12 protein-coding genes are annotated in these 19,810 nt (G+C 41.1%); 7 read left to right on the top strand and 5 right to left on the bottom strand.

Annotated features, from left to right (window positions below; genetic code table 11):
• Position 1 precedes the first annotated feature (1 nt).
• Positions 2-2,263, bottom strand: a complete 2,262-nt coding sequence (locus tag BUC10_RS09245; protein ID WP_073178653.1) for a T9SS type B sorting domain-containing protein — start codon at positions 2,261-2,263, stop codon at positions 2-4.
• A gap of 259 nt (positions 2,264-2,522) precedes the next feature.
• On the opposite strand from BUC10_RS09245, the gene BUC10_RS09250 reads away from it, so the two are divergent.
• Positions 2,523-4,208 (top strand): glutamine--tRNA ligase/YqeY domain fusion protein, encoded by a 1,686-nt coding sequence (locus BUC10_RS09250; RefSeq protein WP_073178654.1) that lies wholly within the window; start codon positions 2,523-2,525, stop codon positions 4,206-4,208.
• Between the two features lie 237 nt (positions 4,209-4,445).
• Here BUC10_RS09250 and BUC10_RS09255 read toward each other — a convergent pair whose 3' ends face one another.
• Together BUC10_RS09255 and gltX are read right to left on the bottom strand one after the other, a co-directional pair.
• Positions 4,446-5,369, bottom strand: a complete 924-nt coding sequence (locus tag BUC10_RS09255; RefSeq protein WP_073178655.1) for an SPFH domain-containing protein — start codon at positions 5,367-5,369, stop codon at positions 4,446-4,448.
• An 80-nt stretch (positions 5,370-5,449) separates the two neighbouring features.
• Positions 5,450-6,967, bottom strand: a complete 1,518-nt coding sequence (gene gltX / locus BUC10_RS09260; protein ID WP_073178656.1) for a glutamate--tRNA ligase — start codon at positions 6,965-6,967, stop codon at positions 5,450-5,452.
• A gap of 413 nt (positions 6,968-7,380) precedes the next feature.
• Here gltX and BUC10_RS09265 point away from each other — a divergent pair, with 413 nt between their 5' ends.
• The 6 genes from BUC10_RS09265 to BUC10_RS09290 all read left to right on the top strand — a co-directional run bounded on the left by BUC10_RS09265 (position 7,381) and on the right by BUC10_RS09290 (position 17,368).
• Positions 7,381-10,536: a coiled-coil domain-containing protein gene (locus BUC10_RS09265; RefSeq protein WP_245812806.1), complete on the top strand. Its 3,156-nt coding sequence runs from the start codon at positions 7,381-7,383 to the stop codon at positions 10,534-10,536.
• On the top strand, positions 10,529-10,948 hold the full coding sequence (ybeY, locus tag BUC10_RS09270; protein WP_073178660.1) for an rRNA maturation RNase YbeY: 420 nt from the start codon (positions 10,529-10,531) through the stop codon (positions 10,946-10,948). The genes BUC10_RS09265 and ybeY overlap by 8 nt, the downstream gene beginning before the upstream one ends.
• Before the next feature lie 2 nt (positions 10,949-10,950).
• Positions 10,951-12,819 carry a tRNA uridine-5-carboxymethylaminomethyl(34) synthesis enzyme MnmG gene (gene mnmG, locus BUC10_RS09275; protein ID WP_073178663.1) on the top strand — a complete coding sequence of 623 codons (1,869 nt, stop codon included), beginning with the start codon at positions 10,951-10,953 and terminating at the stop codon, positions 12,817-12,819.
• 135 nt (positions 12,820-12,954) lie between these two features.
• A complete protein-coding gene (locus tag BUC10_RS09280) occupies positions 12,955-13,791 on the top strand; it encodes a class I SAM-dependent methyltransferase (RefSeq protein ID WP_313785876.1) in 837 nt (278 codons plus the stop codon).
• A 237-nt stretch (positions 13,792-14,028) separates the two neighbouring features.
• On the top strand, positions 14,029-14,535 hold the full coding sequence (locus BUC10_RS09285) for an OmpH/Skp family outer membrane protein (protein WP_073178667.1): 507 nt from the start codon (positions 14,029-14,031) through the stop codon (positions 14,533-14,535).
• 376 nt (positions 14,536-14,911) lie between these two features.
• Positions 14,912-17,368: a hypothetical protein gene (locus tag BUC10_RS09290; protein ID WP_131819062.1), complete on the top strand. Its 2,457-nt coding sequence runs from the start codon at positions 14,912-14,914 to the stop codon at positions 17,366-17,368.
• A 9-nt stretch (positions 17,369-17,377) separates the two neighbouring features.
• Here the strand turns inward: BUC10_RS09290 and BUC10_RS09295 are convergent, their stop codons facing one another.
• Both BUC10_RS09295 and BUC10_RS09300 read right to left on the bottom strand, forming a co-directional pair.
• The gene (locus BUC10_RS09295; protein WP_084732599.1) at positions 17,378-19,372 is read right to left on the bottom strand and encodes an amidohydrolase family protein; all 1,995 of its coding nucleotides are present in this window, start codon (positions 19,370-19,372) and stop codon (positions 17,378-17,380) included.
• Positions 19,373-19,402: 30 nt separating this feature from the next.
• A complete protein-coding gene (locus BUC10_RS09300; RefSeq protein WP_073178674.1) occupies positions 19,403-19,798 on the bottom strand; it encodes a DoxX family protein in 396 nt (131 codons plus the stop codon).
• Positions 19,799-19,810 lie beyond the last annotated feature (12 nt).

Below are 19,810 nucleotides of genomic sequence, written 5' to 3' on the forward strand. Positions count from 1 at the left end.
TTTATCTGATGACAGTTATGGTTCCTTGTTTAAGACTTTCTCCACCGCGGGTTACCCGGTAATAGAAAATCATGTTTAGTTTGTTGAATTGTGTTGTGGATTGTGGCCAGTTGTTTTCATAGTTGGTTTGACTGAACACTTGTTTACCGCGCTCGTTAAAAATGGTTACGAGCACGTCGTCTTTTCTGGAATAGGTATTGGGTAATATCCATAGATCGTTGATACCATCACCATTTGCGGTGATTACGTTTGGAATTGCGAACAGGTCTCTATACTCCACTGTAATTACCCTGCTTACCGAACAATTACCGAAATTGGCTACCAATAGGTACTCACCTTCTTGCTGGAAACCAAAGGAATCTTGACTTCCCAGAAGGTTGTTGGCAGCATCAAACCATTCATAGGACTCGGCGCCACTGGCAGTAACGGTTTCCGTTTCCCCCTCAACAATGATTAGATTATCACCCTTGTCTATACTTAATAAGGACTCATCAAAGGCCCGAACGGTCAACTCATTGGAAACAATCGGACAATCATGGGTCAAGATTCGCAATTGATACACGCCTACTTCCACGGCAGTTATACTTTCAGTAGAGGAATCGATAACAGTACCATCCCTTAGCCATTCAAAGGTTTCTCCTGTAAGACTTTCAGAACTATCAAAACGAATAGGGTCCGCACCGTCACATAAAACAGTACCATTTGAGCTGATTGCCAATGATATGTTTGTGGATAAAGTGACATCTAGGCTGTTAGAAGTGGCATTATAGCTATCAAGAGTTCCTTCAAGACTATAACCCCCATTGTCTTCATAATTGGAAATTGTAATTGTTCTTGAGGTTTCGCCGCTTACATCTGCACTTTCATGCCTCCATTGATAGGTGAATGATGACAACAAATCCGCGGTAACATCAGTTTTTGAACCTGAATTACTAACCGCATAAATTTTACTTAGATTTAGTGTAGCATCCGAACTTTGACAAGAGGTGTATGCGCCTACATAATCAACTTCAAACTCAAAGGAATCCGGAGATTCTATGGTTGTTGTTTCTGAATCTTTTGGAGAAGCAGAACAACCTCCACCGGTCTCGGTTACCCTTACAAAATAACTTCCTATCTGATCGGTATTAAATGTACTGTTGGTGGCACCAGATATTGGAGAGGCGTCTTTATACCACTGGTATGTCGGTGAAGAGGCCGTTGTAGTAACACCAAGCGTTGTAGTCTGCGAAGGCAGTAAAACAATTGCAGCATCATTTTGTCTTGTAACCTCAAAGTCTCCCAAGTCCCTTATGGCAACGGACGCAGAGCGCTCTAAACAGGCCGCTGCACCTGTTATCTCTACTTCATACGATCCGTCAAAACCACTAATGGATGTGTTGATATTATAGGTGCTACCTTCTAAAGTTGGTCCGGACACAACAGCACCATCCTTGTACCATGTATAGGTAAGCCCCATTCCGGTAATACTGGCGTCAAGTGCATAGGCATCTCCTGCACACAGACCTACATCGTTAGATCCATTTATTGCAATACCGAGACTTGAACCGGTGCTTATTTGTATAGTGTTGGAAAGGGTGTTTGCAGAACCCGAGCAGACTGATCCGTAATCCAGTTCAACGTAGTACATCCCGGGGCTTGAAACAGTTAAACTCGCACCTTTTTCTGGGAGCAAAGTTCCACTTCGGTACCAATTGTAAATATAGGTGTCCCGATTTGGTATGTTATGTGGGATAAGAGTTATATCTCCACCTCCGCAAACTTGTATACTGCCTCCCGGAGGAATGTCGCCACTTCCATCCTGACTGATAAGTAAAGGATCTCCATAATCAACAAAGTGCATAGGATATGGATCCGAAGCCGGACTGGTCTTGGCCGGACTGGTACTTCTTACCCTCATTCTATAAGTTTCACCGCGCACATCATTGGGGACCGCAAACTCAAATTCGAAGTCGAAGACCGTGTTTTTGTCACTTACCCTGGCAAGCTCCCTTGGTGACCCAAAGTTTCCATTGGCATCGGAAAGCTCTAAAACGAACTCGTTGCTAGAATCCACTAATGGCGGATTCCAGGTAAAGTTGACAAAGTATTCGTTAAAGCTATCAGAAGCACATGCCGCGGTCCAAGCTGAATTACCCGCCAAGTTGGGGTTGTCGGCCGCTACAGGTTTGTTAAGTACTTGTGCCCCCAAGTTGTTGGCAGCAAGCAGCATTATTGCGAATACCATCACAAAAATGCCATTATATGAACTAGTTTTCTTCATCAGCGTTAGTTTTAAGAGGTTATGGCAATAATGCCCAAGTTGTGCCCCTTAATCTTGTTCAGTTCTGCAGGGCGCTTAAAACGCCCACTATTTCATATAATGTTCTAATAACAAATATGATTTTATTTTCGTGCAATGGAAAGATATTGTTGTAGGGTATACCAAAAGTGTTGTGAAATGGCTTTCTTTGTATACACCTTAAGGCTTTGAATAGCTATAAACCCTGTATTTTACTACATTTGCGCTTCAAATTTTCGAAATGGGAGAAGAAGAGAAATCTCTAAATTTTATAGAGCATATAGTCGAGGATGATTTAAAGGATGGTTATGCCAAGGATGACCTTCGCTTTCGCTTTCCACCAGAGCCAAATGGGTATCTCCATATAGGCCATGCGAGCTCTATTTGCCTAAATTTTGGCCTGGGACTTCGCTATGATGCGCCGGTGAACCTTCGGTTTGATGATACGAACCCGGCCAAAGAGGAAAGTGAATACGTGGAAGCCATAAAGAAGGATGTGAAATGGCTTGGATATTCATGGGATACCGAGTGCTACGCATCTGACTACTTTGGACAGTTGTATGAATGGGCGGTTGCCTTGATTAAGAAGGGTAAAGCCTATGTTGATAGCCAGACATCCGAGGAAATAGCCAAACAGAAGGGAACACCTACCGAACCGGGAACGGAAAGCCCATTCAGGAATCGTTCGGTTGAGGAAAACCTTCAATTGTTCGAAGGGATGAAGAATGGGAATTTCAAGGAAGGAGAGCACGTAGTCAGGGCCAAAATTGATATGGCCTCATCCAATATGTTGATGCGGGACCCCATTATGTACAGAATCTTGCACAAGGCCCATCACCGAACAAATACCGATTGGTGCATTTACCCTATGTATGACTGGACACATGGCGAAAGTGATTATATAGAACAAGTCTCTCATTCCCTGTGTACATTGGAGTTTTTGCCACACAGGGAGCTTTATGATTGGTTTTTAGACCAATTGGTAGATTCTAAAATGTTAAGACCGAAGCAGCGTGAATTCGCTCGTAGAAATTTAAGTCATACGGTAGTGAGTAAGCGAAAACTGCTTCAATTAGTGGAGAGCGGTGTGGTAAGTGGATGGGACGATCCAAGAATGCCCACCATTTCCGGACTACGAAGAAGAGGGTATACACCTGAGTCCATAAGGAACTTTGCCGATACCATTGGCATTGCCAAAAGGGAAAATGTGGTAGACGTCTCACTCCTTGAATTTCATGTAAGGGAACATCTGAACAAGATAGCACCGAGAGTGATGGCGGTGCTCAATCCGCTTAAAGTTGTTATTACTAATTATGTGGAAGGTTCTGAAGAGCAGTTGGATGCGGAGAACAATCCTGAAGATGCCGCGGCTGGAAGTCGACAAGTGCCGTTTTCAAGGGAAATCTATATCGAAAAAGAGGATTTTAGGGAAGAGGCCAATCGAAAGTTTTTTAGGTTAAAGTTGGGCGGTGAAGTTCGGCTTAAAAACGGATACATCATAAAGGCTGAAAGCTGTACCAAAGATGAGGATGGTAATGTTGTAGAGGTGCAATGCACATTTGATCCAAAAAGTAAAAGTGGAAGTGGAACGGAAGAAAGCCTGCGGAAGGTGAAAGGAACACTGCATTGGGTATCCATCCCACATGCAATAGAAGCTGAAATAAGATTATACGACAGGCTGTTCAGCGATCCAACACCAGATGCCCATAAGGATCGTGACTTCATGGACTTTGTAAATGCTGACTCCCTAAAAAGGATAACGGGATATTTGGAACCTAGTTTAAAGAGTGCCCAGATAGGGGAACGATATCAGTTTCAACGATTGGGTTATTTTAATGTTGATGAAGATTCTACCCACGAAAAGTTAGTTTTCAATCGGACGGTTACATTGAGGGATACATGGGCCAAATTGGAGCAAAAACCTTAAAATAGACGAAACTTATTAAGAGCCTTGGCAAAAATAAGATTTACTTATTATCAGGGCGTCATATGGGGCTCTTTACCAAGGTTTTTTCATTTTTAAAGGTGAATGTATGGGTAAATGGTTGATCAGCTAACTGTGCAGCTCCATTTAAATTTTGGACATGTTCGCATAAAAAATCCCGATACCATCTTCAGCATCGGGATTTTTATTTTTTTAACAGCCCCGTAAAGGAATGTTGGCCTACTCTTTTTTAGGATTGCTCTTTTTCATTTGTTCTCCAATCATATTGCTTGCAGTGAAAGAAGCAACCATATTATTGAGCATATCACTACCGGCTTGGGGCGAGTTGGGAAGCAAAATCAAATTGGTATTGGTTTCCTCACCAATGGACTGCAAGGTATCGTAATGTTGTGTGACCACAATTAACGCTGAGGCCTCCTGCGAGTTGATACCTACCTTGTTAAGCACTTCAACAGATTCTTCTAACCCTCTTGCAATTTCACGACGCTGATCGGCAATACCTTGACCCTGTAATCTTTTGCTTTCGGCTTCGGCCTTTGCCTTTTCAACAATAAGAATACGGGCGGCATCTCCTTCAAATTGAGCAGCGATTTTTTCGCGCTCTGAAGCATTGATTCGGTTCATGGCCTCTTTTACTTGGGCATCTGGATCAATATCCGTAACGAGCGTTTTAATAATATCATAGCCATATTCCAACATGGCATCTTGTAATTCCGATTTAACAGCGATGGCGATGTCATCTTTTTTCACGAAGACATCATCCAATTTCATTTTAGGGACTTCTGCTCTAACCACATCAAAAACATAAGAGGTTATTTGATCATGTGGATATTCCAACTTATAGAACGCCTCGTAAACTTTGTTCCGGATAACCACATATTGAACGGAAACCTTTAGTTTGACAAACACGTCATCCAAAGTTTTGGTCTCTACGATGACATCCAACTGTTGGATTTTCAAACTTAATCGACCCGCTATGCGATCAACGAGCGGAATCTTCATTTGTAAACCGGAGTTTCGAATGCTCTGAAAACGACCAAAGCGCTCAACTACAACCGCGGTCTGTTGCTTCACAATAAAAAAGGACGAGATCAAAATGATCAGTCCGAAAAAAATAACAGGTATTAATAGGAAATTGCCCATAGCGATAGATTTTGATTAGAAAAGAAAAATACGAAAGTCTTCGCTATATAGGTAGCTGTGGCCTTGGATTTGTTACATAATTACTGGTCGGACAACTTCGCTATGGCGTTTTTTATCCGGTTAACTGATTCCTGTTGTCCCAACAATTCTATGATATCAAAGACATGAGGTCCTTTCATGTCCCCAACTAGGGATAAGCGCAAGGGACCCATAACTTTCCCAAATGATAAATCATTGGCGCCGATCCAATCTTTAATATTTTTCTCCAATTCGGGAGACTTGAATTCTAATGTGGCTTCAAGTACTTTAATAACGTTGAGCATCAAGGACTCCGTTGTTTCTTTCCATTGCTTGCGAGACGCTTTTTCATTGAATTCTAGGGGAGCTTCAAAAAAGTAATAGCCCAAACTCCAGAAATCCGAAACAAAATTAGCACGTTCCTTAATCAAGGAAACCACTTTTTCAACATAAGAGCTTTCCAATCTCGCTGGATCAATTGACGATTTGGAAATAAGTTCCCTTTGAAATAGGGTCGCTAGTTCATTATCGGTTTTACCTTGAAGATAGTGATGGTTGTACCACTTTGTTTTGTCTGGATCAAATCGTGCTCCAGATTTGTTCACACGATCCAGGCTAAAACTCGCTACCAGTTCTGAAAGGGTAAAGAGCTCTTGTTCGGTACCAGGGTTCCACCCCAAAAGCGCTAAAAAGTTCACAACGGCCTCTGGAAAGTACCCGGATTCACGGTAACCTTTGGACTCGTTCCATGAAAGCGGAAAAACAGGGAATCCCCCTTTTTCCCCATCCCGCTTGCTAAGCTTTCCCTTCCCAACAGGTTTCATAATAAGGGGCAGGTGTGCAAATTCCGGAGCGTTCCAGCCGAATGCATCATAGAGCATTTGGTGCAAGGCCAAGGAAGGCAGCCACTCTTCTCCTCGGATAACATGGGAGATTTCCATGAGATGATCATCCACAATATTGGCAAGATGGTACGTGGGCATGCCATCACTTTTAAAAAGGATTTTGTCGTCCAGAGTGTTGGTGTCAATTTGAATTTCACCTCGAATGGTGTCCTTAAGTTTTAGGGTCTGATTTTCAGGTGTCTTAAAGCGGATTACGAAAGGCTCTCCATCAGCTAGTTTTTGTTGAACCTCACCGGGTGTTAAGGAAAGCGAATTGGTCAACTTTAATCGATTGTGCCAGTTATAGATAAAGGTTTTCCCTTTGGACTCATGGTCCTTTCTGTGGAAATCCAGTTTTTTAGGGGTGTCAAATGCGTAGTAAGCATTGCCATTTGAAATGAGTTGAAGTGCAAAGTCTTTATATAACTTTTTGCGTTCGCTTTGCCTATAGGGGCCATAACCACCATCCTTGTTAGGACCTTCATCATAAGGAATACCACACCAATTCAAAGCCTCAGTGATGTATTGTTCAGCACCTTCTACATATCGGTTCTGATCGGTATCTTCAATCCGTAGCACAAAATCCCCTCCATGTTTTTTGGCGAAGAGATAGTTGAAAAGTGCAGTTCTTACTCCACCAATATGTAGTGGACCTGTTGGACTTGGTGCGAATCTAACCCTGACTTTGGCGCTCATTGTATTTCCATTTTGTGGTGCAAAGATAATGGGCTTGACAGGAAGACGAAACCCTTTGTTCTTACTTATTGCCCAGTAATGTGTCGGTTTTAACAAAATGTTTTCACGGGAATTCTTTTGTATCGGGTATCTTGGTTGTAAATAGTTAAGCGTTGGACAATTACCAGAACATACTGGATAAACTAAAGCAGTTCATTAAGAAGTATTATGCAAAGCAACTATTAAAAGGCAGCTTACTTTTTTTAGCCTTGGGATTGTTGTTTTGGTTGGGTACACTTTCGCTGGAATACTTTTTTTGGCTTAGTCAGGGATGGCGCCTGTTTCTGTTAATGACATTTGTTGGAGTTGTGCTTTTGCTCCTTTTTTCGTTTATCGTGATACCATGCATTTATTTGTTCGGGCTAAGAAATGGTATGACGAATAAGGAGGCGTCAAAACATATCGCCAAGCACTTTCCAGATGTAAGTGATAGGTTACTGAATTTGTTGGAACTATCCGAGAGCCATACCAAGTCTGAGTTGCTGTTGGCAAGTATAGAACAAAGATCTAAGAATTTGGGAAATGTGCCCTTTGGGGAAGCTGTTGATTTCAGAGAAGGTATTAGGTATATTAAGTATTTAATTGTACCCGCTGCTATTGTTGCGCTGGTATGGGTATCAGGTGAAGTAGGTTCTTTTTTTGGGTCGCATGATCGCCTTGTAAATTATGATTTGGCATATGAGAAACCGGCCCCTTTTCAGTTTATTGTGAGGAATGATAGTTTGGTTGCCCTTGAAGGTGAACCACTAAAATTGGAGGTGACGACTATAGGGGATTATCGACCCGATAATGTATCCCTGGTGGTCGAGGGAGAGCAGGTGGTGATGATGCAGGAGAAAGGAATTTTCACCTATACTTTTGAGAGTTTTGTTGGAAATAAGAAATTCTATTTGACAGCTAATGGCTGGAATTCCTCCGAGTATACTGTTAGCAAGTTAAAGACCCCTAAAATTCAAAATTTCAGGATGGAAGTGGACTATCCTAATTACCTACAATTGGGGGATGAGGTTATTTTCGGTACCGGAAATGCCCTGGTTCCGGTTGGCACAAAAATAAAGTGGTTGTTGGGAGGTGAGGATGTTGATGAGGTTTCTATGATGGTTGGTGATTCCTTGCTGCTATTCGAAAGAAGGGAAGAAGTGTTTATCAAGCAACATACCCTTTTCAAAGACTGGAACTATACTATTGGCACATCAAATGGAAATGTTGATAATTTTGAACGACTTGGGTATAGTATTGAGGTTATTCCTGATGAATATCCGTCGATAGAAGTGCTGGGAACCGTCGACAGCTTAAATCTTAATCAGATGTATTTTGAAGGATTGGCCAGCGATGATCATATTGTTAGGGACATAAGGGTTGTAGCCTATCCCAATGATTCGCCTGGAGACATGAAGCGAGTTACCTTGGTGAAACCTAATGAAGGGGTGTATAAGTTTTATTATACATTCCCCTCAGGTTTGGAAGTTAAAGAGGGAGTAGATTATAATGTGTTCTTTGAAGTGGTTGATAATGATGGAGTTGTAGGAGGGAAGGTTTCTAAGAGTGAAGTATTTAAGTCTAGAATTTACAGTGCTAATGAATTGAATAACAAGGAGTTGAAACAAAACCAAGAGCTTCTTGAGAAAATGGATAGATCTCTTGAGAAGTATGGGGAACAAAGGAAAGAACTTCAACGGATCAATCAGGCAGGGAAAGAGGAGAATAATACAACTTTTCAAAAGAATGAGGAGATCAAGGACTTTTTAAGAAGACAGGAGACACAAGAAGAGCTTATGGAAAAGTTCGCTAAACAATTGAAGGAAAGTATGGAAGAAGGGGAACTGGATGATGAAGAAAAGCGGTTGTTGAAGGAGCGTTTGGAAAGGCAAGAACTGGAGGCTAAACGAAATCAAAAGTTACTTGAGGAGCTGAATAAGTTGGCGGATCAAATTGAAAAGGAGGATTTGAAAAAGAAACTGGAAGAGTTATCCAAGAAGCAAAGTTCAAGCGCAAGAAATTTGGAACAACTTTTAGAGTTGACAAAGCGTTACTATGTGACGGAAAAAATGAAGCAGCTAGGGAAGCAGTTGGAGAAAATGTCCGAGGCACAGGAGGAATTGTCCAAACAGAAGGATAAGACTAATTCAAATAAAGGTGAGCAAGAAAGACTTAACAGGGAGTTTGAGGAGCTTGCAAAGGAGTTGGATGATTTGAGAAGGGACAATGAAAAGCTTAAGAAGCCTGTTGAGTTAGGGGTTGAATCAAAGGACGAGGAATCTGTTAAGAAGGATCAACGGGAGGCCTTGGATGAAATTAATAGTCAGCAGATGGGGGAGGACCCAAAATCGGGCGTGGATAAGGACTCCTCTCAAAACAAGGTGAGTCAAAAGCAGAAATCTGCAGCGGAAAAGATGAAGCAAATGGCGGAGAAGATGCAACAGGCCTCCTCCGGGGGTGGAGGATCAACAATAACGGAAGACGCTGAGATGCTACGTCAGATACTGGATAATTTAGTTACATTTTCATTTAAGCAAGAAGGACTGTTTGAGAAGGTTGAGGGCGCAGATGTCAATGTGTCCCAATTTTCTGGAACGGTAAGAGAGCAGAAGGAGTTAAGAAGGCTTTTCGAACATGTGGATGATAGTCTTTTTGCCTTGTCCTTGAGGAGGGTGGAGTTATCGGAATTCGTGAATGAGCAAATTACCGAGGTGTATTATAACATTGATAAATCCTTGGAGAGCATTGCAGAGAATCAGATTTTTCAAGGTGCCTCATATCAACAGTATGTTATTAATGCCACGAATGCTTTGGCGGAGTTTCTGGCAGACATATTGGATAATATGCAACAGAGCATGAAACCAGGACAAGGCGGGGGTCAGAGCGGACAAGATTTTCAGTTACCGGATATCATTGAGGGGCAAAAAGGAATAAAGGAAAAAATGCAGGGTTCTGGTCAGGGCAAGCAAGGTGGTCAAGGTGAAGAAGGCAAGGAAGGAAATGGGCAACAAGGGAAAAACGGAGAGGGAAAGGAAGGCGAAAGTGGATCAAAGGAAGGTAAGGAAGGATCACCTAACAATGGCGCTGAATCAGAGGGCGAAATGGGTAATGGAAAGGAGTTTGGCAAGGATGAGATGAGGCTTAGTGAGATTTATGAGATATATAAGGAGCAGCAGCAAATACGAAGCCTTCTTGAAAGTCAGTTGAAAGATATGATAGACGCCTCCGATAGAGATTTGGCAAAGAAACTTGTTCGTCAAATGGAGGATTTCGAGAATGATTTATTGGAGAATGGTGTTACGCAGCGTACTCAAAATAAGGTTGATAATATACAGCATGAGTTATTAAAACTCAAAGATGCCACCCTAGAACAGGGAAAGAAAAAGGAAAGACAAGGTGACACGAATGAAAATGACTTCTCCAACCCCATCTTGACCAGACCCGATCTGTTAAAAGGGAAAGAGAACAACATTGAGATATTAAATAGACAAGCACTACCTTTGCGCCAAAATTATGAGAAAAAGGTAAAGGTCTATTTTAAAAATGATTGACTTCCACTACGAGCTAGATTTTAACTTGGGCGGTGAATCCGATTATTCCGATTGGATAAATAGAGTATTGGATTCTGAGAACTTTACCGCAGATCAAATTGATTATGTTTTTTGTAATGATGACTACTTGCATAAAATAAATGTTGAATACCTACAACACGATACCTTGACAGATATTATCACTTTTGATTATAGTCATGGGGATAGAGTTGGCGGTGATATTTTCGTCTCCGTAGATAGGGTTAAGGACAATGCCGAAAGTCTTGGTACAGAATTGGATGAGGAGCTTAAAAGAGTTATGATTCATGGTGTGTTGCATTTAATGGGGTATGAGGACAAAACTGAACGGGAGAAGGTAATTATGCGGAAGAAGGAAGATGAAAAGATTAAAATGTTCCACGTGGAACAATAACTATGTTTGAAAAGGAATATGATGTAATTGTCGTAGGCGGGGGCCATGCCGGAGCTGAGGCGACAGCGGCCGCTGCGAATATGGGCTCAAGGACCTTGCTGGTTACTATGAACCTACAGACGATTGGCCAGATGTCATGCAACCCAGCTATGGGTGGGATTGCAAAAGGGCAGATTGTTCGGGAAATTGATGCCCTTGGAGGCTATAGTGGAATTATAACGGATAAGTCTGCCATCCAATTTAAGATGCTCAACAAGTCCAAAGGGCCTGCTATGTGGAGTCCAAGGGCGCAGAATGATCGTATGCGATTTGCTGAGGAATGGAGGTTGGCTTTGGAGGATACACCGAATGCCGATTTCTACCAGGAAATGGTGTCTGGACTTTTGGAGGAGAATGGCAAGATAGTGGGTGTTAGAACTTCATTGGGAATTGATATAAGGGCAAAGGCCGTAGTGCTTACCAACGGCACTTTTCTTAATGGGTTGATTCATATTGGAGAAAAACAGTTTGGAGGTGGAAGAGCAGGAGAAAAAGCTGCGACTGGTATAACGGAGCAGTTGGTTGATTTTGGTTTCGATAGTGGTAGAATGAAAACCGGAACACCTCCAAGAGTGGACGGAAGATCACTGGACTATTCCAAAATGATACCGCAACCAGGGGATTCAAATCCGGAAAAATTTTCATATTTAGATACTGTAAAGTTAACCAAGCAGCGTGACTGTCATATGACACATACGAGCGAATTGGTTCATAATTTGTTGCGGGAAGGCTTTGATAGATCTCCGATGTTCAATGGGAGAATTAAAAGTATTGGGCCTAGATATTGCCCTTCCATTGAGGATAAAATTAACAGGTTTTCTGATAAAGACTCCCATCAAATTTTTGTGGAGCCGGAAGGATGGCACACGGTAGAGGTTTATGTAAATGGGTTTTCCACATCGCTTCCAGAGGATATTCAATTTAAAGCGTTAAAATCTGTTAGGGGATTTGAGGAGGTGAAGTTTTTTAGACCTGGTTATGCTATAGAGTATGACTATTTTCCACCGACTCAATTAAAGCATACGCTAGAAACAAAACTAGTAGAGAATCTCTACTTTGCCGGACAAATAAATGGAACAACTGGTTATGAGGAGGCTGCATCCCAAGGTTTAATGGCAGGCATTAATGCCCATTTAAAAATAAACGGCAAGGAACCTTTTATTTTGGAAAGAGACGAGGCCTATATTGGGGTATTAATCGATGATTTGATTACAAAGGGCACCGAGGAACCTTATCGGATGTTTACCTCTAGAGCTGAATACAGAACCTTACTACGCCAGGATAATGCGGATTTAAGGTTAACCCCAAAAAGCTTTGGGATTGGCCTTGCTACGGAAGAACGACTGAGCCGGATGAAGGCCAAGCAGGAGAAGTCGGAAAAGTTTGTGAACTTCTTCCGCAAGACAAGTTTTAATCCTGAGGAAATAAATCCAATTCTCGATTCGGTTAATTCCTCCTCTGTAAAACAGTCAGATAAACTTTTTAAGGTCTTTTCTAGACCTAGGGTAACTATGGATCATATGCTTCAGTTGGATGCCGTTTCTGAATATGTAAACCAAAATAAGTTGGATACAGAAGTGATGGAGCAAACGGAAATTCAAGTAAAGTATTCTGGTTACATTGAAAAGGAAAAGAATAATGCAGATAAACTTCATCGCCTGGAGAATGTCAAAATACCCGATAATTTTGATTACTCTAAGCTCAAATCACTTTCATTTGAGGCACGCGAGAAATTGGAGAGTATCCGACCTGTAACCATTTCACAGGCATCCCGAATAAGTGGAGTTTCACCATCAGATATAAGTGTATTGTTGGTTTTCCTAGGAAGATAAGTGCTTTTTTGTTCCACGTGGAACATGGATTATACTTATAAACTAGCTTGTGATCAGCCAAATGGTACTTTATTGGAGAAAGCTTCCTCGATTTGTATATGCAAATCTTTATATGATTGTAATTAAATAGAACTAGTGTCAGTCGAACGTTTTTTAAGTACAAAGGATTATTCGGTTTCTGGAGAAAGCTTCCACTTGAATCTTGATAAGGAATTGGATATGCTTGTTACCGACCCGGTACCCGAAGATTTGGGACCATACTATGATAGCGAGGATTACATCTCCCATACCGATGAAAAGAACACTTTTATTGGGGGAATCTATCAATCTGTAAAGTCTTATAGTTTTAGAAAAAAACTTCAACTGATTGATAATCAACTTGTTAAAGGAAAAAAACTACTAGATTTTGGCGCGGGAACAGGTGATTTTTTACTAGCCGCACAAAAAGGAGGTTATACTGTAGTGGGCGTGGAGCCTAGTAATAAGGCAAGGGGAAAAGCCATTCAAAAGGGGATAATGCTTAAAGCATCTGCTGAAGAGCTTCTGCCCAGCAGCTTTGATGTTATTACGCTTTGGCACGTATTGGAGCACCTGCCTAATTTGGATCACCAAATAATTCAACTAAAAAGTTTGCTTCAGGATGAAGGAGTATTGGTGGTGGCGGTACCAAACTATAAATCGTATGATGCTCTTCATTACAAAAAATATTGGGCCGCATATGATGTGCCCAGGCACCTTTGGCATTTTTCAAGAACTGCGATTGCTAAACTTTTTGAAAGGCACGATATGGAAGTCGTGGGCACCAAGCCCATGATTTTTGATTCTTTTTATGTGTCCCTGCTCTCAGAAAAATATAAAGGCAAGAAATGGCCTTGGCTAAAGGCGCTTAGCATCGGTTTATTGTCAAATTTTAAAGCGATGTCCTCAAGGGAGCATTCTTCCATAATTTACCTTATAAAGAAGATCAAATAGTGGTTTTAAGGGCGGTTGACAACACTTTGAGCTACATGTGGCACAAATGTGCCCTGAAAATTAATTTAGCTCTGAAAAGGAAAGAAAACAATGGAGCTAAAATAATTAATAACTATGAAATCAATTAAAAATCATTGATTTTATTTATACTGACCTTAAACAAGGAGAGCATGATTGAAAGTTAATAGTAATCATTAAAAAAGCTTTTCTATTTTTGCGCATCCTTAAAAGAGAAACATGAAAAAACTTACGGTACTTGCTTTGGCCATTACTGCAATGGCATGCCAACAAAATAAAATCGGATACGTCGACAACGTAAAGTTGATGGACGAATATCAGGAGAAGGTGGATGTAGAAGCTAAATTTAAGACCAAGGCTGAAGCGTTGACCAAGAAAAGGGACAGTATTTCACAAGCATTCCAGTTGGAACTTCAGGCGTTCCAAACCAAAGCCCAAAAAATGTCGCAGAAAAGTGCCCAGGAAGAATATGCACTACTTCAGCAAAAAGGTCAATTTGTAGGACAACAACTGCAGCAAGAAGAACAACAGCTGCAACAGACCAGTCAAACTGAGATGGATTCTTTGGTGAGCAAGGTTAAAGATGAGATTAAAGCCTATGGAGCAGCCAATGGTTTTACCTACATCCTTGGTGGGGGTGATGGAGGAGCTGTACTTTATGGCCAAGATACCCAGAACCTAACCGATGCAATCGTTAAGATTTTGAACGATAAGTACAAGAAATAAAAAATAAGCTCACAGAAATTCATAAGCCCGCCCGCAAGGGGGGCTTTTTTATTCCCAATTAATTACTAAAAAGAAATTGGGTCTCCACTCGATTTTGTAGCTTAAGGGTACGACAATAATTATCCCAATGGATTTTTTCTATCGTTTGCCCTGTTTACATAGAAGCCTGTGTTTATTTGTTTGTTTCCATATTAGTTTCTCTTCCTTTTCTCAATCGTTTCAGGAAATAAGAGATGATATACCGGCACCAGAAAAAATATATCTCCAATTAAATTCAAGAGAGTATACATTCAACCAAATTATTTGGTTCAAAGCAATAGTCACAGACTCTAAGGACCATATTCCTACAAAACTTAGCGGTGCTCTGCATATTGATTTGATAAATCCGTTAGGGCAAATTATTGACAGTAAACTCCTAAAACTTAACGAAGGAATAGGTGCTGGAACCTTAGATGTTCCTGGTGATATGTCTGGGCGTTTTCTGATACGCGCATATACCGATTGGAATCAAAACTTTGGCGATGACCATATTTATACTACATATGTAAACATTTATCCATTAAGAGAACAGTCAACAAGTGATTTGTTTGATGACCTAAAGATTACCAGAAGCCCAACGGGGAACTTGGAATTATCCGGAAAATTGAATGTTGGGAAAAAGCATGAAATGGTTGCACATTTCAGTTGGAATTCGGGAAACGATTCAATTCTTCTAAATGGAAATAGCTCAAATACAATCAATCTGTCCTATGAAATTCCACAAAATACCCCATGGATACAGGTTGCCATTCAGGATATCAACGGTTTTACCAATAGCAAAACATTTGTATTGAATGCTGCCTTTTTGGATCTTCAGTTTTTCCCGGAAAGCGGCAAGATGATTCAAGGCCATGTAAACAGAATTGGGTTTAAGGCTGTTGGGTTTGATGGAAAAGGCAAAAAAGTCAAGGGAGCAGTTTTTGATAATAACGGAAAGGAGGTCGCCCTTTTTGAAAGTAATACATTGGGCATGGGAACCCTTTCTTTACATACGGAGAACAACTTAACCTATCATGCAAAGGTTTTCTCAACGGAAAACGTTTATGGAACCATGGAATTTCCACTACCAGGAGCCTTCCAAGTCACCAGCATCTTGTCTGTTAATCGGTTAAAAGACCGGGTTAGATTTGGAGTTATTTCTAATGAGCTCAATGATAGTATAGGAATCAAAGTAAGTTGTAGGGGAAAGGATTATTATATGATCGAAGGTCTTTTGCAAAACAACAAACTAATTTCAGAACTTCCATTGAAAGACCTACCACACGGTATCGTTATTTTCAAATTGCTGGATAAAGGAAACAAACCCATAGCGGAGCGACTTTTTTATAACGACTTAGCAAACGACTGGCTGGAGCTTGCTGTTAGCATGGATAAAAAGGGCTACAGTAAAAGGGACAAAACTGAATTGGACATTCGGGTCCTTGGAAACGGGATAGATTCCATCGATGTAAACATGTCAGTTCTTGTTTTAAACAAAGAAGAATGGAGGGAAGAGAACTATGGTACCATTCAATCGTACTTTTATCTGGAATCCGAAATAAGAGGTAATATTGAAAACCCTGGGTGGTATTTCAACCGAAAGAATCCGACGCGCTTACAGGACCTTGATGCATTACTATTGACCCAGGGATGGCGTAATTATAAGTATCCATCAAAAAGAAAAACAAAGCAATTTTTTTGGCCGCAAAAAGGACTTACCATCAGGGGAAAACTTACATCAACCCTATCCAACATAGGAAAAAATGAGAATAGGCAATTGAGTTTGGCCACTTTTGGGCAAAAGATGGCTTTCTATACATCAGGCATTGATAGCCTTGGGAATTTCTCGTTTCATCTGGAAGAAAGCTACGGGAAAGACATGAGGATATTGTTATATGCCGATGCTATCGAAAAAAGAAAAAAAAGCCAAAGACTAAGTATTGAGACAGTGCCCAAACCCAAAGTGGTTTATAATCAAGATTCGTTTGGCCAAAAAATAGATACGATTTCAAAAATTTTGCTTGGGAATCAACGCAAAAGACAAAGAATGGAAATGGTTTTCGATTCCTTATACGGTGTTACTCAGCTCGAAGAGGTTGTTGTTGAGGATGTTTGGCTAAACCCCCAACGACAGAAAATTTACAAAAGGCACGGTAAGCCCGATGTGATAATATCTGGAGACTCTCTTGTGAAGAAGGAGCAAAACTGGTCGCATGGGCTATACAGCATTCTGATGTTCAATTATCGCGGTGAGGTTATGATAGAGCAATTCTCGGATGGTTTTATGCTGCCAAATATTCCAGGAGGCCCCACTTTGATAATGGTAGATGGAAAACTTTTGTCAAGAGAAGATTATAGACAAGCGGCCTATATGCCACCTAAAAACATTATGGATATCGAAATAATAAAATTTGCAAACTCCTTCAAGCATAGTTTTTTGGAGGTTTTTCCAGAAACGCACCCTATGAATTTGCCGCCAGCCGGTCATATTATTTCCATTACCACCAAGGGAAAAGTAGGAATCTATGCATCAGAAAGGGCAAAACCTGGAACCTTGGATACAACCATCCAAATCTTTTCCCCAGTAAAGGAATTTTATGCTCCCAAATACCTAAACCCGGTCGAGTCCAAAGAAGAAAAACCTGATTTGAGGTCATTGATTCATTGGAAGGCGGATTTGAAAACCGACCATAGCGGAAGGGCTACAGAAAGTTTTTATAATGGAGATGTTACCGGTGATTATATCATTGTAATTGAGGCCATCTCACAAAAGGGGGAAATAGGGTATCAACATCAAGTTTACACGATAGAATAAGAATTTAATCTATTTATAATGTCGAATTCCCAGCGCGGAATACAATTCTTTAGGACGGTAGACTTTCCCATTTTTAATTGTGAGTTCTACCCTGCGGATATCACTAATATTTTCAGTGGGATTACCATCTATCAAGATAAAATCCGCTAGTTTTCCCTTTTCTATTGAACCTAATTGGTCATCCACACCTATTACTTCCGCGGATTTCAATGTAGCCAATTGTAATACCTCTTTTGCTGGTATTCCCGCTTTCACATAGTTTTCCAACTCCTTGTGAAGCGCAAACCCCGGCATGGCATCGGTCCCTGGCAAGAGTGTCACCCCGCTTTCATGCAATTCCAAAAGAATATCCAACAACTTGGAAAAAGAATCTTTGTACTGCTGCTCCATACCATTGGGAATGGGTAGCCCCCCAGAAAAATAACTACGTTGAATCTGAATAGGTAGTCGGTCAAGGATGGCCTCAAACTGTGGGTCGGGTACACCGGCTTTTGTGGTAAACATCCCCTCAAAAATGGAAACTGTTGGATCAATTTCTATTTCTCTTTCTTTCAGGAGTTGGACAAAATCTTGGAATTCTTTTCCCTTTAAGTCCAATGCATGTGCATGTTCGGCCACAGCGCTAAATCGCAATGGAGTGCGGGTATCAATGGTATCCGAAAGGAAATTGAGCACCAACATATTTACATGTTGAATCTCGTCAAACCCATCTTTAATGGCTTGTTCCGCCAACATATGCGCAGGGATATGCCCGCTTAATTTCAAACCCAGTGCATGGGCCTTTTCCGCTAGAGGCATTACCCAATCTGGATCTATAGAGCTATACAGTTTGATTTGCTGATAACCATCTTTTTGGTAATCCTCAATAGCCTTTTTGCCTTCTTCAACAGTGGAAATGGTAAGTCCAGGCCCGGCAAACGGTCCTTTTTGATCAATAAATCCAGCCAGCGTGACCACTCTAGGCCCGATATTGGTATTCGCATCAAATTGTTTTTTGATTTCCAAAAGTTCTCTTGAATTGGCCATGTCCCTAACCGAGGTAACCCCAGCTGCCAGATGCAACAAGCCATCCTCCTTCTGAACATGACAATGATTATCAAAAAGGCCGGGCATTAGCGTTTTATTGGCGCCATCAATAACTTGGGAGTTATCGGGAACCTTATCGCTTTCGCTTAATACGGCTACAATGGAGTTACCCTTGACCACAACGGTTTGGTTAGGCACAAGGTTCCCGGAATTCGAATCGAACAGATTAGTATTGCGTATAACCAAATTGGATGAAGGCACTTCCGTCAATTCCTTGGCAAGAACTTCAAAATAAGCATCTTCTTTTTCTGTTTGAAAGGCCATGAGCTGGTCTATCATCGAGTTATGTTCACTTCCTATTACTGAAATCCAAGAGGAAATAGAAGCGAAAACCCGGTCATCTTGATCCAGCCAGAGGTAGGAAGGAACAAAACCAAACCCCGTAACGGCCACGAGCCTAAGTGGCACCCCATCAATTTCAACGCTGTCGATATTAGAAATTCTTGCCGAACCACTGGGCAGCAAATCTACAGAGTGACCTTCCGAGGATAACATTTTGCGGATTAACAATTCCCAATCTCCTAGAGTGCCATTTACACTTGAATAAAAAGCATTGGAATCTGCGGACACCTCTCCTCTCTCGGAGGTGCTTTTCCAGATAGCCATACCATCATCATAGTGGAAAACTTCTGAAATGGTATCCTTTAAATAATTGACACCGGATACTTCCATTTGTTGGATCGCTCCATTTGTATTTAGTATGATTTTTTCCGTCAGCTCCGGCCCCCGACCCCTATCATTGAATGCATATGTAAACACATAATTACCATCCGAATCCAAACGACTTGAATGTTTTCCTGCCAGATTACCTTGAATGTAGACGTTGTAATCCTTGGCCGCATAGACTGTTCTGGCGGATTCTTGTTGGCAGGAAAACAAGAATAGCCCAATTGCAAAGACTAGAATATTTTTCATCATTTCGAACTTTATTACAGGATTATTTACCTTCTATTGAAGGATATAAATCAAAAAAACGGCCGGAATCAGATAGACCACTATGGTTCTGGCCCCCTCATAATCTTTAGCCAGCCTTTGCCCAAATAGAAGCAATAATAGGGTCACGGAAGAAAGCACAGCCCCGCAAAATGCCATGGAACTTTCACCTGAATAAAGAAATTCATAAATACCTATGGCACTCAAGACTCCGGAAGCCATTTCCATAAGTAACACTATTGCCAAAAGCAACGGAACTACACTCTTAAATAAGGTCTTGGAAAAATGCCCAGTGAGCCAACCAAGATTCCCTTTCCAATCCAAAATTTTGTCCAGGCCACTTTGTAAAAAGGTAATGGCGAGGAAAGCGAGTAAGATAATTTGAGTCGCGTTCGATGTTATATGATCCATATGTAATGATTT

The organism is Flagellimonas flava, assembly GCF_900129665.1.
Classification (GTDB): Bacteria; Bacteroidota; Bacteroidia; order Flavobacteriales; family Flavobacteriaceae; genus Flagellimonas; species Flagellimonas flava.